We start from the raw sequence: 14,516 nt of genomic DNA on the forward strand, positions 1-14,516 counted from the left end.
CCCCGGCGGTGAGCGCACCACGCGGTCCAGGCTTCGCACATTCCGGGCCACCCCGGACCCCGAACGGGTCGCCGACTCCCTCGCATGGCCACCGTGCGGCTGCCCACGCTGCCACACCCGTACACCCCGCTGACCGAACCCCACAGACGGCTGCCCGCCCCAGTCCATGCTGGGGCGGCCCCGTGACAGATGGGCGGGGCCTTCCGATCCGTACGAGGGATATCCGGCTACGTCCCGGCGACCTCCCCTGCCCCTCCTCGAAGTCCACCTCCGTATTGCCGAATCCCGTGACTTGGAAGTCGTCCTACGGCACCATGAGCGTCGGGGGTGAGCGCGTGAGCGAGACGCCGGATGCGGTGCAGAGCGCCAGGCGGGCGTTATCCAAGAGTGAACGCGCGTTCGGTCCCGTCCATTCGCAGACCCTCGCCGCCCTCGCGCATCTCGCGCGTGAGCTCGCCGCCGAGGGCCGCGGCGACGAAGCCATCGGACAGTGGCAGAAGCTCCTCGACAGGTACCGCGGCGCCCTCGGCCCCAGGCACCCGGACACGCTGAGCGCGCTGGCCGAACTCGCGCAGGCCCTCGAAACGGCCGGCCGCCATGCGGAAGCCCTCGAGTGCTTACAACAGCTCCTCGTCGGCTACGCAGGCCATGTCGGTGCCGCTCCGCCCGGCACTCTCGAAGCCTTGCCCCGGCTCTGGCGCGCCGCCAGCCGTGCCCTGTTCGAGGCCGACCACGACGACGACACGCGGCAGTATCTGCGGCGACTGGCCGCCAGGTACCGAAGCACCTCCGATGCCGGGCAGCCCGACGCCGATCAGGACTCCTCCATCACGGATCCGGAAGTCCAAAGGCTCCTCCAGGCCATGACCGCCCACCTCGCCGCTCGTCGCGGTGTCGACGCCTACGGTGCGGCCCGCTTGCTCGTGGAAGAGTTGACCGCCCGCAGCAAGGGCCATTCCCCTGAGGCCGCCAGGAAGCCGAAGACGCCCTGCGCGGAAACCGATCCGTGGCTCGGGTCTCCTTCGGACGGAGACCTGCCGGTGCCGGACGCGGCCATCCATGAGTCGTCGCTCGACGATCTCTTCGCCGCTCATGCGGCCCAGGTCGCGGGGATCCTCGACGATGCCTCGGACGACCTCGAAGAGAGTGGTCCGAGCGCTCCGGGTCACCTCGGCGCGTGGAACCTGGATGAGGCCAAGCGCCTCGCCAAAGAGGCGCGTGAAGCCGTCGACTCCGATCTCATCGCACTGTTCCTGAGGCTGGGGCCGCCCCCGGAAGCCACAGGCAGAGCTGACTACGAACCGGCAAACAGTGGTGGTGGGGGGACCCAGCAGTGAACACGGACGACGCGGACAGCCTCTTGGCGGCCGAGGCACATCGGCTTGCCGCACAGTGGGCCGCTGTGCCGCCGGAGGTTCTCAAACCCGTTCTAGCCGCTGCCCAGGCCGAGCGGGCTCTGCGGTCGAAAGAGACCGTCCTCCGGCTTCGTCTGAACTACGAGCTGGAAAAAGAGCGCATCCAGGCCGAAAAGGCCGAAGGCGAGCGGCAGGCGCGCGCGGAACGCGAGGCGGCGGAGCGAGAAGCCGGCGCAGAGATAAAGGCGGCGGAGCGAGAAGCTCACGCAGAGATAAAGGCAGGGGAGCGGGAAGCCGCCGCACAGATAGAGCAGCTGCGCCATCGCCGGCACGTCGTGAACGTGACCGTCGGCGCGGTCATTTCCATCGCTCTGCTCGGCGCCGGCGTCGCCGTCGTCGGTTCAGCGCCTTGGCTCTCCGTCATCCTGTGCGGCCCGAGCCTGCTCGCACTCGCGAAGGTCTTCGTATTGCACCGCAGCGACCCCGAGGACATGAAGCTGCTGGCACGAGCTTCCGGCAGTGCCGGGAACGCCGCGGCTCAGGCATCGCCACCGCAGCAGCCTCCTGCTCCGTGATCAGTCATCGGTACGCGCGGCCGCCCGGTTGATCGCCGCCTCCACCGCCGCCACCCGGTCGGCGAGCAGCCCGAGCGCCGCCACCGCCCGCGTCAGAGGATCGTCCTCGGGGCCGCCCAGGCTGCGGGTGCGGACGTGGGCCGTCTTCAGCTCGGTCCAGCGGGCGGACTGTTCGGGGGTGAGGGTGCCGCGCAGCTCGGCCAGCTTCAGCAGGTTGGCCTCGGCGCCGGTGGTGAGGGTCTGGGCCTCGGCCGTGTAGTGGTCGGTGACCACGGCCTCGCGCTCGGCGGAGTTCATGACCGGGCGCAGGCGCTGGGCCATGCGGTTCATGTCCCGGTAGGAGCCCTGGAGGCGGAACGGCGGCTCGGTGCGGGCCGCTTCCGACTGGGCGGCGGAGGCGATGTAGGACGCGTTGACCCGCAGCACCGTCGCACGGACCGCCAGCAGATGGCGTAGCACCGCGAGGACACGGTCCAGCTCGGCGGGCGCCAAGGGGTGGGTAAGGCGGTCGGCGCGGGCCGTGGGGTCCGCGGCGGCCAGCCGGACCAGCAGGTCCAGGTCCGCGCGGTCGCGGGCGGCGAGCGGGGCCAGGACCGGGTTGGCGGTGAGCGCGTTCTCGATGAAGCTGAGCGCGAAGACGTCCTCCTTGCCGGTGAGGACGTCGCCGAGGTTCCAGACGTCCGCCCGGTTGGCGAGCATGTCGGGGACGCGGAAGCGGTCGCCGGACTCGGTGTAGGGGTTGCCGGTCATACAGACCGCGAAGCGTTTCCCGCGCAGGTCGTAGGTGCGCGGCTCGCCGTCCCACACGCCGTCGACGCGGCGGGTGGCGTCGCACAGCGGGATGAACTTCTGCAGCAGCTCCGGCGAGGTGTGCTGGATGTCGTCCAGGTGGAGGAGCGTGTTGTTGCCGGCCGCCAGCGCGAAGTTGATCTTCTCGATCTCGCGGCGGGCCGTGGCGTTCGGGGCGTCGGCCGGGTCGAGCGAGGTGACGGTGTGGCCGAGCGCCGGGCCGCTGACCTTGACCAGCATCAGGCCGAGACGGTCGGCGACGTACTCCATGAGGGTGGTTTTGCCGTAGCCCGGCGGGGAGACCAGCAGAAGCAGGCCGCCGGTGTCGGTGCGCTTCGACGCACCCGTGGTGCCGAGCTGCCGGGCCAGGCTGTCGCCGGCCAGGGGAAGGTACACCTCGTCCACGAGGCGGTTGCGGACGAAGGCGGACATCACCCGGGGGCGGTGGTCGTCCAGGCGGAGGCGGTCGCGTTCGGCCGCCACCAACGTCGTACGGCTGCGCTGGTAGGCGCGGAAGGCAGGGACCTCCAGCTGCGCGAATCGCGCCGTCCTGGCCAGGAACTCGTCCAGGCGCAGGGGCAACCGGCCGCCCTCCACGCGCGCGTGGGCGCCCAGCAGGCCCTCGGCCGTCGCGGTCAGCGGGGCGTCCCCGTCGTAGCGGGGCAGGCCGGGGCAGAGTTCGGCGGCGACCGCCTCGGCCAGCTCGCCGGGGCCGGTCTCCGCGCCGGAGGCGGTGGCGTACGACGACAGCCACGCCTCGGCCACCTGGCGCCGCGCGGCCAGGTCGGCCAGCGCCTCCAGATCCGAGGCGTACTCCGAACTCCCCACCGAGTGACGGAACTTCTCCAGCAGCGTCCGCGCGCCGGCGCCGAGGACGAAGGCCTCCCCGCTCGTCAGCTCGTCGAAGAGATACGCGGCGGCCGGGCGGGAATCGGCCTCCGGAGCCCACGCCGCCAGAGCCCCGGCCAGCTCCCCCACCAGCTCGGCGATCCCCGGAACCGGCCCGAAGGTGTCCCGCGCGCGGGCCAGCGACACCGCGCGCCGGGTCCACGCGGTCCGCGCCTCGGCCGTGGTGCCGTGGGCCCAGAAGAGCTGGGCGGCGGCGCGCACCGCGGGCTCGTGGCGCAGGGTGCCGGCGCCGTCGTACAGCGGGAGCAGGGCGGTGAGGATCGCGGTGGCGTCGTGGTCGTGGACACCGCGCTCGTAGCCCTCGTCGAACGAGGCCTGCGCCGCCTCCCGTACCAGGGCGGGCAGGTCGGCGGCGGCGAGGGCGGCCGGGCCGTGCTCGGTCAGCAGGCGGGCGGCGAGGTGTTCGGCGCGGTAGACCTCGGGGGATTCGGAGGGGAGGTGGCGGTCCCAGAAGGGGCGGGTCCGCGCGAAGTCCGGGTCCGTCACCGGGCGGCGGTAGTCGGTGCCGGTGACCGCGAAGGCGAGGCCCTCGCCGTGCGGGACCAGGGTGAGGTCGAGCGGCTGGGTGTTGACGGCGAAGCGGTGGCCGCCGAGCAGCAGGGTGCGGCCGTCGTCGGCGTACAGGTCGGTGCGGTCGCGCAGGGCGCGGGCGGCCTCCTGGCGGGCGGCCTTGAGGCGGCCGTCGAGCTCCTCGGCGCGCACGCTGTCGCCGAGGGCGCGCAGCTCGTCGGCGGTGCGGCGGACCTTGGCGACCATCGGGTCGGAGGCGAAGTAGGTGGTGACCGCGTCGGTGTCGGTCAGGGTGGCCGCGCGGCGGGCGACCGTCTCCAGCACCCGGGCGGCGGAGACGGCGAGTTGCTCGGCGCGGCGGGCGCGGGCGTCGGCGAGGGACTGCTTGCGGGCGGCGAAGGCCTCGTAGATCTCGGTGCGCCGGTCGGCGAGTTCGCCGAGGAAGTCGTCGAACTCGGCGAACCGGGCGTCCAGGTCCTCCACTCGGGCGAGGACGGCGGCCAGTTGGTCGTCGCAGGCCTCGGGGGTGCCGGACTGGGCGAGCGCGGCGGTGACCGCCTGGGCCAGCAGGGCGGTCTCGGCGGCGAACTCGGCCCGGCCCTCGCGGTCGAGGAGGCTGCGGCGGCGGGCGTCGAGGGTGGCGCGGGCCCGGTTGACGCCGCCGAGCACCTCGGCGATCCGCTCCAGGATGGCGGTGCGGACGGTGGCGTCGGCGATGTCGAGGCCGGTGACGACCTCGGTGACCGTGCGCAGCCCGTCGGCGAGGTCGTCCAGCCGGGCGGCGACGGGCGCGGCCGCGGCGACGGTCTCGGCCGAGCCCGCCTGCTCCACGAGCTGTTCGACGTCCGCGTGGTGGGCCGCGAAGGCGTCCTCGCGGGCCAGGAAGGACACCGCGCGCCGTCCGAAGGCCGCGAGATCGGCCTCGGCCCCGGCGGCCAGCTCGTCCACCCGGGCGGTGTCCGCGTACCGCAGCTCCTTCAGGGTGAGCAGGTGGCCGTGCGCGTGGCGGAGTTCGGTGAGGCCCCGGACCCAGGCAGCGGCGTCCCGCGGGGCCTCGCCGCGCAGCCGGCGGACCACGGCGGCGATGCGTTCCGCGGCCTCGTCCAGGGCCTCGGCGGCCTGCCGGGACAGGGCGCGCACGGTCTCGAACTCGCCCAGCACCTGCTCGGCGGTCTCCCGCACGGCGTCCAACGGGGCGCCCAGCCCACCGAGTTCGGGATCGCGCAGCCAGTGGTGCGTGTCCGCGGCGCGTACGCAGGCGGCGGCCAGCGCCCGGTAGCCCTCCCCCGTCCCGATGCCCTCGGCGACGAGCCGGGCGACGGACAGGCAGTCGGCCAGCCCGCGCACGAGGTCCGCGTTGCCGACCCGGGCCAGCGCGCCGGTCCCGGTGCGCAGGGCGGCCGCGTGTGTGTCGGAGACGTACGGCGAGGTCCACCACTGGAGGGGGTGCGCATGCGCGGGCTCGTCGCCCTCGGCGCGCAGCACGGCCAGGGCGCCGTCCTCGAACAGGGCCCAGCCCCGGCAGGACAGCGGGGTGGCGACCTCCTTGCGCAGGGTGTTGTACGACATCAGGAGCGTGCGGCCCCGCGTGCGCGAGCGGAACGCGTAGAGCACGTCCTCCCCGTTGGGCGAGCGCACCTCCTGCTCGAACTCCAGCCCGTCCGCGTCGAGTTCGTACGTCTTGTGCGCGCCCGAGGCCAGGCAGTACCCGCCCGGGAACACGATGCCCTGGTCCTCGGGCAGCCGGCGGCAGGCCTGCCCGATGCCGTCGAGCCGGACCACCGACCGGGTCAGCGTGTCGACCACCAGGTAGCGGTCGGTGTCCTCCTTGTAGGGCCGTACCCGCAGCAGGACCAGCGCCCCCACGCGCGCGTGGGCGACGGCGGCGTCGGCGAGTGACTGGAGCGGCTCCTCGACCGGCTCGGCGTACAGTTCCTCGCCCTCCGGGCCGCGCACGGTGAGCCGCCCGCCGACGGTGGCCACGCCCGCCCCGCCCGGCACCGACACGTACGGATCCCGGCCGAGGACGTGGTCCTCGCGGGTGGTCTCGGTCCAGGTGAAGTCGTGCGCGGGCGGGAACACGTCGTCGCGGTCGCCGCGCGCGTCCAGGAACCGGGGCCCGCCGCCTGCGGCCGGAGTCCAGCGCAGCGCGCGGACGTCGTCGGCCTTCTCGCCGGTGCGGAACACCGCCAGCAGCCGGCCGTCGACGCGGCGCAGCCGCAGCAGCCGGGCCTGCCGGTAGTAGCGGTGCAGGGCCGTGAACTCCCGGACGAACGCCGGGTCGTCGAGCAGTCCGGGTACGGCGTCCTCGGGCAGCCGGTTCAGGTCCCGGTCGTACAGCCCGAGGACGTCGGAGACAGCCGTTTCCTCGCCCGCCCGGCCGGTGCTGCCGAACAGCAGCACGTCCCCGACGGCGACGACGTCGCACGGCACGCACGCGTGCCCGGTGCGCAGCTGTGCGGTGGCCCCGAGGGCGAGCCCGGTGGAGCCGAACTCCTCGGCGCGGCGCGCGTTGAGGGTCTCGGCCCGCCGGGCCAGCTCGGCCGCCTGGGCGGTCAGCCGGTCGCGCAGCACCTCGTAGGTGCCGGCGTCGACGGTGTCGTACGAGCCCGTCTCCGGGGCGGTGGACATGGAGCGTGCTTCCCTTCAAGGACGTCCAGTACTACAAGGAAACGGGAGGTGGCCGGGGAGCCGACCCCCGTGCGGCGGCCCGGCCACGGGCGTCAGGCCCGGGGGGTGCCGTTCAGCGCGGCGACCGGGGTGTCCGCCAGGCCCAGCTCGCCGGCCCGGTCGAGGAGTTGCCGGAACCGGGAGGCCTCCGGGCCGCCGGAGTTCATCAGCTTCATCAGCAGCGCCGACACCGTCAGGTTCTGCACGTCGGCCGTGCCGAGCGAGCCGAGGATCCGGCTCAGGTCGTCGGTGAAGCTGCCCGAGCCGTCCAGCCAGGGCTTCGCCAGCGCCTGCGCCGTACGGGAGTTGTCCATGAAGCCGTCGACGCCCTTGCCGAACGAGACCGCCGACACCAGCCGGTCGAAGAAGACGGACTCGCCGCCGACGATGTCGATGTCGGCGTTCTCCAGGCCGGTCGCGAGGACCGTGGCCTGCGCCTCGGCGACCTGCCGCTGCGTCTCCAGGCCGGCCAGCCGGATCTCCTTCTCCGCCTGCAGCCGCAGCCGGTACTCCTCGTGCCCCCGGGACGCCTCGTCCAGGGCGGCCATCGCGGCGGCCTTCTCGGTCAGGCCCGCCGCCTCGGCCTTCAGCTTCTCCCCGATGCCGGTGGCCTCGGCGAGGGCCTTCGCCCGGGCACCCTCGGCCTCCGCGAGCGCCTTCGCCTGGGCGCCCTCCGCCTCGGCCTTCAGCCGGGACTGGGTGGCCTGTGCCGCAGCCTGGGCGCCTTCCGCCTCGGCCAGCGCCTTCGCCCGGGCACCCTCGGCCTCCGCCCGCAGCCTCGCCTCCGCGGCCTGCGCCTCGGCCCGGCCGGACTTCTCGATGACCTCGGCCTCCTTGTCGCGGACCTGCACGGCGGCAAGACCCTCGGCGGCGGCCTCGGCCTGGGTGCCCTCGGCGAGCCGCAGCTTGGCCCGGGCGTCCAGGTCGGCGGTCTTCAACCGGGCCTCGGCGAGGGTGAGTTCCTCGGCGGCGCGGTGGGTGGCGGCCTGCTCGGCGGCCTCGGCGGCCTTGATGTCCTTGACCAGCTTCTCCTGCGCCTCGGCCTCGGCGGCGATGACGAGGGCCTGCCGCTCCCGCTCGGCCTCCTCGACCAGGCGCAGCTTCTTGATGGACTCCTCCTGCTCGGCGACCGTACGGTCCACCGCGACCCGCTCCCGGACGACCTCGGCGATCTCCCGCTTCTCCGCCTCGACTTCCTTCTCGGCAGCGATCTTCGTCAGCTGGGTCTCCCGCTCCCGGGCGATGACCTCCAGCATGCGGTCCTTCTCGACGCGTTCGTTCTCGACGGCGATGACCCGCTCGCGGTTCTTGGCGGCGACGGCGATCTCACGGGCCTGGTTCTCGCGCTGGACGCCGAGCTGCTCCTCGGTGCGCAGGAAGGCGCCCTGCGCACGCAGCCGCTCCTCCTCCACCACGCGCGCGGTCTCGGCCTCCTCACGGGCCCGGGACGTCTCGATCTCCCGCTTCTGCTTGATCTCGGCATCGGCCTGCCGGCGCTCCAGCTCCAGGATGGCCTCCCGGGCGTCGACGTCCTGCCGGGTGATCTCCTTCTGCTCGTTGCGCTGCGCCTCGTTGGTGCGCACGTGCTCGATCGCCGTCAGCTCGGTGATCTTGCGGATGCCCTGGGCGTCGAGGACGTTGGCCGGGTCGAGCTGGGAGAGCGGCGTCTGCTCCAGGTAGTCGATCGCCGCGTCCTCCAGGTGATAACCGTTGAGGTCGACGCCGATCAACTCGATGATGTGGTAACGGAGTTCCTCACGCTTGGTGTACAGGTCGGTGAAGTCCATCTGCTTACCGACGGTCTTCAGCGCCTCGGAGAACTTCGCGTGGAACAGCTCCTGGAGCGTGTCCTGGTGGCTGGCGCGGTCGGTGCCGACGGACTGGGCGACCTTGATGACGTCCTGGACGGTCTTGTTGACCTTCACGAAGAACAGGATCCGGATGTCGGCACGGATGTTGTCCCGGCAGATCAGCCCGTCCCGGCCGGAGCGGCTGATCTCGATCGTCTTCACCGAGATGTCCATGATCTCGGCCTTGTGCAGCACCGGCAGCACGACCTGCCCGGTGAACGTCACGTCGACCTTGCGCGTCCGGGACACGATCAGCGCCCTGCCCTGGTCCACCTTGCGGTACAGGCGGGAGAACGCGAACAGGGCGAGCAGAACGACGACGAGACAGACGGCGACGAGCACGCCGAGCGCTTCCATGGTGTACGTCCTTGTGCGTCAGACGATGAAAACGGAAGAGCTCCCCCCGGTTCCGGTGCAGGACGCCTGCCGGTGCCCGGCACCGGAACCATCCGTAGTGCTCCCCTTGCCCGATGGTGCACCCGGGGCGCACCCCCGCGCATTGCCGGTCCCCGGCAGCGTTCACTATGTACTTGATGCCGGACGGGCGCTAAGAAAGCGTCACCGGCGCGTCAATATCACGGGGGAACGGGGACGGCGTGACCGAGCAGGCGATACCCGAGCACTATCTGGACGGCTATGCCGGCACCCTGGCCGAGGTCGCGGCCACCGGCCGCCGGCTGACCCGGGAGGAGCTGGCCGCCCGCCGCTCGCTCGGCGAACAGGCCGCCGACGCCGGTCACGGGCTGCGCGCCCTGGTCGTCGCCCACCTGGCCGCCGCCCGCGCCGCCTGGCCCGGCGCGCCCGGCTCGGCCGACAGCACCCTGGCCGCCGTGCAGCAGGCGATCGACGCCTTCGCCGAGGGCTACGAACGCGCCCAGCGGCTCGCCGTGCGCCGGGAGGAGGCCGCCCGCCGGGAGTTCATCGACGACCTGCTCTACGGCCGCAGCGACCTGGGCCGACTCGCCGAGCGCGCCGAGCGCTTCGGCCTCAGGCTGTCCCGGGCGCACGCGGTCGCCGTCTCTGAGGGCCCGGCCGCCTACGCCGAGGACGACCCGGTGACCCGGCAGGTGGAACGGGCGGTCATGGCCCGCTTCGACGCCCGCAGCATCCTGCTCACCACCAAGAACGGCCGCCTGCTGTGCATCGCGCCCGGCGACGAGGACGAGGTCCTCACCTACTTCGCCAAGCAGGCGCACGCGGCCACCGACGGCGGCCGGATCGCCGTCGGCCGCCCGCGGCCCGGCCCCGGCGGGGTCGTGCAGTCGTACGAAGAAGCCCTCACCACCCTGGAGATGGCCGGCCGGCTCGACCTGGACGAACCGCTCCTGCGCGCCGCCGACCTCCTCGTCTACCCGGTCCTCACCCGGGACCGGCAGGCGATGGCCGACCTGGTCACCCACACCCTCGGCCCGCTCACCGCGGCCCGCGGCGGGGCCAAGCCCCTGCTGGAGACCCTGACCACATACTTCGACTCCGGCTGCGTGGCCACCGAGGCCGCCCGCCGCCTCTCCCTCAGCGTGCGCGCACTCACCTACCGCCTGGAGCGCATCCACAAACTGACCGGCGCCGACCCGACCGACCCGGCACACCGCTACATGCTCCAGACGGCGGTGATCGGCGCCCGCTTGCTGGACTGGCCTGCCAAGGCACTGTGACGGGGTCTACGGCCTCTACGGCCAAGGGCGCTCCGACACGACCCTGCTGGACTGACCCGCCAAGCCCCTTGAGGACTCCTTACGGAGCGGTGACGTACCGCCCGTCGTACCCCGTCGCGGGCGGGCCGCGGGCCTAGCGTGGCCGTATGCGCGTACTGGTCACCGGCGGTGCCGGATTCATCGGGTCCCATGTCGTGGACGCCCTGCGGGAGCGCGGGCACGAGGCGGTCGTGTACGACGTCCGGGACAGGCCCGGAGCCGACGTGCGCAACCCGACGGCGGTCGCCTGCGCCCTGGCCGGCGTGGACGCGGTCTGCCACCAGGCGGCCATGGTGGGCCTCGGCAACGGTGTCGCGGACGCGGCCGAGTACGTCTCGCGCAACGACCTGGGCACCGCCGTCCTGCTCGCCGCGATGGCCGAGGCGGGCGTACGGCGGCTGGTGCTGGCCGGGTCGATGGTGGTGTACGGGGAGGGCCGCTACGAGTGCCCCGCGCACGGTGTCGTACGGCCCGGCCCGCGCGCCGTGACGGACCTGGAGGCGGGCCGCTTCGAGCCGAACTGCCCGGTGTGCGGGGCCGAGTTGTCCCCCGGCCTGGTGGGCGAGGACGCCCCGGCCGACCCGCGCAATGTGTACGCCGCCACCAAGCTGGCCCAGGAACACCTCTCGGCCGCCTGGGCCCGCTCGACGGACGGCACGGCGATCTCCCTGCGCTACCACAATGTCTACGGCCCCCGGATGCCCCGCGACACTCCATACGCCGGGGTCGCCTCCTTCTTCCGCTCGGCCCTGGAACGCGGCGAGGCCCCGCGCGTGTTCGAGGACGGCCGGCAGCGGCGGGACTTCGTGCACGTACGGGACGTGGCCGCCGCCAACGTCACCGCGCTGGAGGCCGGGTCACGCCCCGGCACCCTCACGGCGTACAACACCGGCAGCGGCGAGCCGCACACGGTCGGCGACCTGGCCCGCGCCCTGTCCGCCGCCTACGGCGGCCCCGAGCCGCTGATCACCGGCGAGTACCGGCTGGGCGACGTCCGGCACATCACGGCGGACTCCTCCCGGCTGCGGACGGAACTGGGCTGGAAGCCGGAGGTGGACTTCACGCAGGGGATGCGGGAGTTCATGCGGACGCACTAAGTGTCCCGGCCTGCGTGAAGTCGTTGATCTTGACGTTCCTCCGCGTGCACCAGTCGAAAGGACCGCCATGTCGCGACGGACCCTCAAGCCGACCCGCGCCCAGATCGCAGCGCTGCTCACCGCACCGCTGCTCGGCCTGGGCCTCCTCGCCCCCTCCGCTTCCGCCGACACACCGCCCGGCCAGCAGACCGACACCACCCTCATCGGCAAGATCTGCCAGGCCACCTCCGAAGACACCGAGGACGGCGGCTCGGGCCTGTCCTGCGACAGGGACATCGCACCGCTCCTGTCGCGTTTCGTCGACCCCGGGCTCAGGATGACCTGTGTGAGCCAGCCCCAGGGCTCCGAATACTGCCGCCCGGCCAAGTAACCCTGCTCACGCCCCCGCCGCCGGCAAGGTCACCTCGAAGCGGCAGCCGCCCGGGATGTTGCGTACGGTCGCCCGGCCCTGGTGGGCCTCGACGATCCCCCGGACGATCGCCAGGCCGAGCCCCGCACCCGCCGGCGGCGTGCGCGCGTCGGTGCCCCGCCAGCCGGTGTCGAAGACACGGGGCAGGTCCTCCTCGGGGATGCCGCCGCAGCCGTCCGTCACCGACAGCACCACGCCCTCGGGCGCGCGCTCGGCGGCGACCGCCACCGTGCCGTCGGCGGGGGTCCGGCGGATGGCGTTGACCAGCAGGTTGGCCAGCACCCGGCTCATCTCCTTGCCGTCGACCTCCACCGGCAGCGGCTCCACCCCGTCCCCCACCAGCCGCACGCCGTTCTCACGGGCGAGCGGGCCGACGCCCGCGAGGGCGTCGCCGACCAGGTCGTAGAGGGAGATGCGGGCCGGGCTGAGCGGGAGCGTCCCGGCATGGATGCGGGAGAGTTCGAAGAGGTCGCCGACCATGTCGTTGAGGCGTTCCACCTCGGTGCGGATCTGCTTGAGGTAGCGGTCGGGGTCGGCGGCGACACCGTCCTCCAGGGCCTCCGACATCGCGCGGAGCCCGGCGAGCGGGGTACGCAGGTCGTGCGAGATCCAGGCGACGAGTTCCCGCCGGGACGTCTCCAGGGCCCGCTCCCGCTCACGGGAGGCCGCGAGTCTGGCGCTGGTGGCGGCCAGTTCCCGGCTCACCGCGTCCAGTTCGGCGGTGGCCGGGGCGGCGGGCGCGGCGAAGGCGCCGCCGTCGCCGAAGTGGCGTGCGGCGTCGGCGAGTTCACGGCTGCGGGCGACGACCCAGCGGCCCAGCAGCAGGGCAGTTGCCAGGGAGACGACGGCCGCCATGGCGACGACGGTGGTGACGACCCTCAGGTCGTGGGAGGACAGGAACATCGCCTGGGCCACGGCCATGGTTCCGGCGAGCATGGCGACGACGCCGACGGCGGCCACCACGGCGATGGAGGTGATGAGCGAGCGGCGGCGGATCAGACGCAGCAGGGCGGCTCCGGCGAGGCCGGTGGCGGCGGCGCCGAGGAAGGCGTAGAGGGCGATGAGAAGGGTGTCGCGCACGTCAGTCGCCCTCCGTTCCGGTGTCGGTTCCCGTGGGGTCGAAGCGGTAGCCGACGCCCCACACCGTCTGGATGAGCCGGGGGCGGGCGGGGTCGTCCTCGACCTTGCCGCGCAGGCGGCGGACGTGGACGGTGACGGTCGACAGGTCGCCGAAGTCCCAGCCCCACACCTCCCGCATCAGCTCCTCCCGGCCGAACGCCCGGCCCGGGTGCCGCAGGAAGAAGGCGAGCAGGTCGAACTCGCGGAGGGTGAGGGCGAGGTCGGTGCCGTTCTTGGTGGCGCGGCGGGCACCCGGATCGACCGTCAGGCCGGCCGCGCCGAGCGGGCCGCGCGGGACGGCCGGCCGGGCGCGGCGCAGCACCGACTCCACCCGCAGCACCAGCTCGCGCGGGCTGAACGGCTTGGTGACGTAGTCGTCGGCACCCACCTCCAGGCCGAGGATGCGGTCGTCCTCGTCGCCGCGCGCGGTGAGCATGACCACCGGCACCGGACCGTGCTCGCGCAGCCGCCGGCACACCTCCAGGCCGTCCATGCCGGGCAGCATCAGGTCCAGCACCACCAGGTCGGGGCGGTGTGCGGCGGCCCGGACGAGGGCGGCCGGGCCGTCGGCGGCCCGGTCCACGGCGTATCCGGCGCGGTCCAGGTATCCCGCGACGACCTCGGCGACGGTCGGGTCGTCGTCCACGACGAGGATCCGGCCCCGGGCGTCCGCCTGCGGCGCGGCGGGCGGTGATGCGTACGGCTGCTGCATGTCTTCCACCTTGGCACCGCGCCACCACGAAGGCTCGGCCAGGGCTCCGACGTCCGCGTTTCGTAAGGAGCCGATGCCTGCTTTGTCCCGATTCGGCTTCGTAGGGTGAACGCCGTGACGACCACCTCCGCCTCCTTCTCGCACTCCTCCGACGTGGATGTCGTACTGCCCTGCCTGAACGAGGCCGAGGCCCTGCCCTGGGTACTCGCCCGTATCCCGGCCGGCTGGCGCGCCCTCGTCGTCGACAACGGCTCCACCGACGGCTCCGCCGACCTCGCCCGCGCCCTCGGCGCGACGGTGGTGCGCGAGGAGCGGCGGGGCTTCGGCGCCGCCTGCCACGCCGGACTGCTGGCCGCCACCGCCGAGGTGGTGTGCTTCTGCGACTGCGACGCCTCCCTCGACCCCGCGCAGCTGGTTCCGTTCGTCCGCGAGCTCCGGGCCGGCGAGGCCGACCTGGTGCTGGGCCGGCGCCGCCCGCAGACCTGGGGGGCGTGGCCGGCCCACGCCCGCGCCGGCAACCTCGCGCTCGCCCGCCTCCTGCGCCGCCGCACCGGGCTGCGCCTGCACGATCTCGGCCCCCTGCGCGCCGCCCGCCGCACCCCCCTGCTCGCCCTCGGCCTCACGGACCGGCGCAGCGGCTACCCGTTGCAGATGGTGGTGCGCGCCGCCGACGCGGGCTGGCGCATCACCGAGCACGACGTCCCGTACCTGCCCCGCACGGGCACCTCGAAGGTCACCGGCACCTGGCGTGGCACGTGGCAGGCGGTACGGGACATGTCCCATGTGCTGAACGAGCCTCCCGTCGTCCGCTCCTAGCTGCGGGCAGT

Annotated in this window: 10 protein-coding genes; 6 read left to right on the top strand and 4 right to left on the bottom strand. The window is 73.4% G+C overall.

All coding sequences use genetic code 11. The annotated features are described in order from the left end of the window. Nucleotides 1-335: 335 nt before the first annotated feature. A complete protein-coding gene (locus AQI88_RS36230; protein ID WP_159050479.1) occupies nucleotides 336-1,337 on the top strand; it encodes a tetratricopeptide repeat protein in 1,002 nt (333 codons plus the stop codon). After that, complete coding sequence (locus tag AQI88_RS46250; protein ID WP_159050480.1) at nucleotides 1,334-1,930, top strand: hypothetical protein; 597 nt, start codon at nucleotides 1,334-1,336, stop codon at nucleotides 1,928-1,930. Before AQI88_RS36230 ends, AQI88_RS46250 begins: the two co-directional genes overlap by 4 nt. Here AQI88_RS46250 and AQI88_RS36245 read toward each other — a convergent pair whose 3' ends face one another. Both AQI88_RS36245 and AQI88_RS36250 read right to left on the bottom strand, forming a co-directional pair. Continuing rightward, entirely contained in the window at nucleotides 1,931-6,769 is a 4,839-nt protein-coding gene (locus AQI88_RS36245; protein ID WP_067008094.1) for a DNA repair ATPase, read from the bottom strand. Nucleotides 6,770-6,861: 92 nt separating this feature from the next. Next, on the bottom strand, nucleotides 6,862-9,015 hold the full coding sequence (locus AQI88_RS36250; RefSeq protein WP_067008096.1) for a flotillin family protein: 2,154 nt from the start codon (nucleotides 9,013-9,015) through the stop codon (nucleotides 6,862-6,864). A 239-nt stretch (nucleotides 9,016-9,254) separates the two neighbouring features. Here AQI88_RS36250 and AQI88_RS36255 point away from each other — a divergent pair, with 239 nt between their 5' ends. The 3 genes from AQI88_RS36255 to AQI88_RS36265 all read left to right on the top strand — a co-directional run bounded on the left by AQI88_RS36255 (nucleotide 9,255) and on the right by AQI88_RS36265 (nucleotide 11,819). Further along, nucleotides 9,255-10,313 (top strand): PucR family transcriptional regulator, encoded by a 1,059-nt coding sequence (locus AQI88_RS36255; protein WP_067008098.1) that lies wholly within the window; start codon nucleotides 9,255-9,257, stop codon nucleotides 10,311-10,313. Nucleotides 10,314-10,459: 146 nt separating this feature from the next. Beyond that, nucleotides 10,460-11,449 (top strand): NAD-dependent epimerase/dehydratase family protein, encoded by a 990-nt coding sequence (locus AQI88_RS36260; RefSeq protein WP_067008100.1) that lies wholly within the window; start codon nucleotides 10,460-10,462, stop codon nucleotides 11,447-11,449. A 67-nt stretch (nucleotides 11,450-11,516) separates the two neighbouring features. Beyond that, nucleotides 11,517-11,819 carry a hypothetical protein gene (locus AQI88_RS36265; RefSeq protein ID WP_067008102.1) on the top strand — a complete coding sequence of 101 codons (303 nt, stop codon included), beginning with the start codon at nucleotides 11,517-11,519 and terminating at the stop codon, nucleotides 11,817-11,819. A 6-nt stretch (nucleotides 11,820-11,825) separates the two neighbouring features. On the opposite strand, the gene AQI88_RS36270 is transcribed toward AQI88_RS36265, so the two are convergent. Both AQI88_RS36270 and AQI88_RS36275 read right to left on the bottom strand, forming a co-directional pair. Beyond that, entirely contained in the window at nucleotides 11,826-12,938 is a 1,113-nt protein-coding gene (locus AQI88_RS36270) for a sensor histidine kinase (protein ID WP_067008104.1), read from the bottom strand. Between the two features lies 1 nt (nucleotide 12,939). Next, nucleotides 12,940-13,689 (bottom strand): response regulator transcription factor, encoded by a 750-nt coding sequence (locus AQI88_RS36275; protein WP_067008106.1) that lies wholly within the window; start codon nucleotides 13,687-13,689, stop codon nucleotides 12,940-12,942. Between the two features lie 105 nt (nucleotides 13,690-13,794). Between AQI88_RS36275 and AQI88_RS36280 the strand changes: the two genes are divergently transcribed. Beyond that, the gene (locus AQI88_RS36280; RefSeq protein WP_067008107.1) at nucleotides 13,795-14,505 is read left to right on the top strand and encodes a glycosyltransferase family 2 protein; all 711 of its coding nucleotides are present in this window, start codon (nucleotides 13,795-13,797) and stop codon (nucleotides 14,503-14,505) included. Nucleotides 14,506-14,516 lie beyond the last annotated feature (11 nt).

It is taken from the genome of Streptomyces cellostaticus (assembly GCF_001513965.1).
Classification (GTDB): Bacteria; Actinomycetota; Actinomycetes; order Streptomycetales; family Streptomycetaceae; genus Streptomyces; species Streptomyces cellostaticus.

Bases quoted from the DNA above. Each gene is read 5' to 3' on its own strand.
- AQI88_RS36245 (WP_067008094.1), bottom strand. From the start codon at position 6,769: ATGTCCACCGCCCCGGAGACGGGCTCGTACGACACCGTCGACGCCGGC.
- AQI88_RS36250 (WP_067008096.1), bottom strand. From the start codon at position 9,015: ATGGAAGCGCTCGGCGTGCTCGTCGCCGTCTGTCTCGTCGTCGTTCTG.
- AQI88_RS36260 (WP_067008100.1), top strand. From the start codon at position 10,460: ATGCGCGTACTGGTCACCGGCGGTGCCGGATTCATCGGGTCCCATGTC.
- AQI88_RS36265 (WP_067008102.1), top strand. From the start codon at position 11,517: ATGTCGCGACGGACCCTCAAGCCGACCCGCGCCCAGATCGCAGCGCTG.
- AQI88_RS36275 (WP_067008106.1), bottom strand. From the start codon at position 13,689: ATGCAGCAGCCGTACGCATCACCGCCCGCCGCGCCGCAGGCGGACGCC.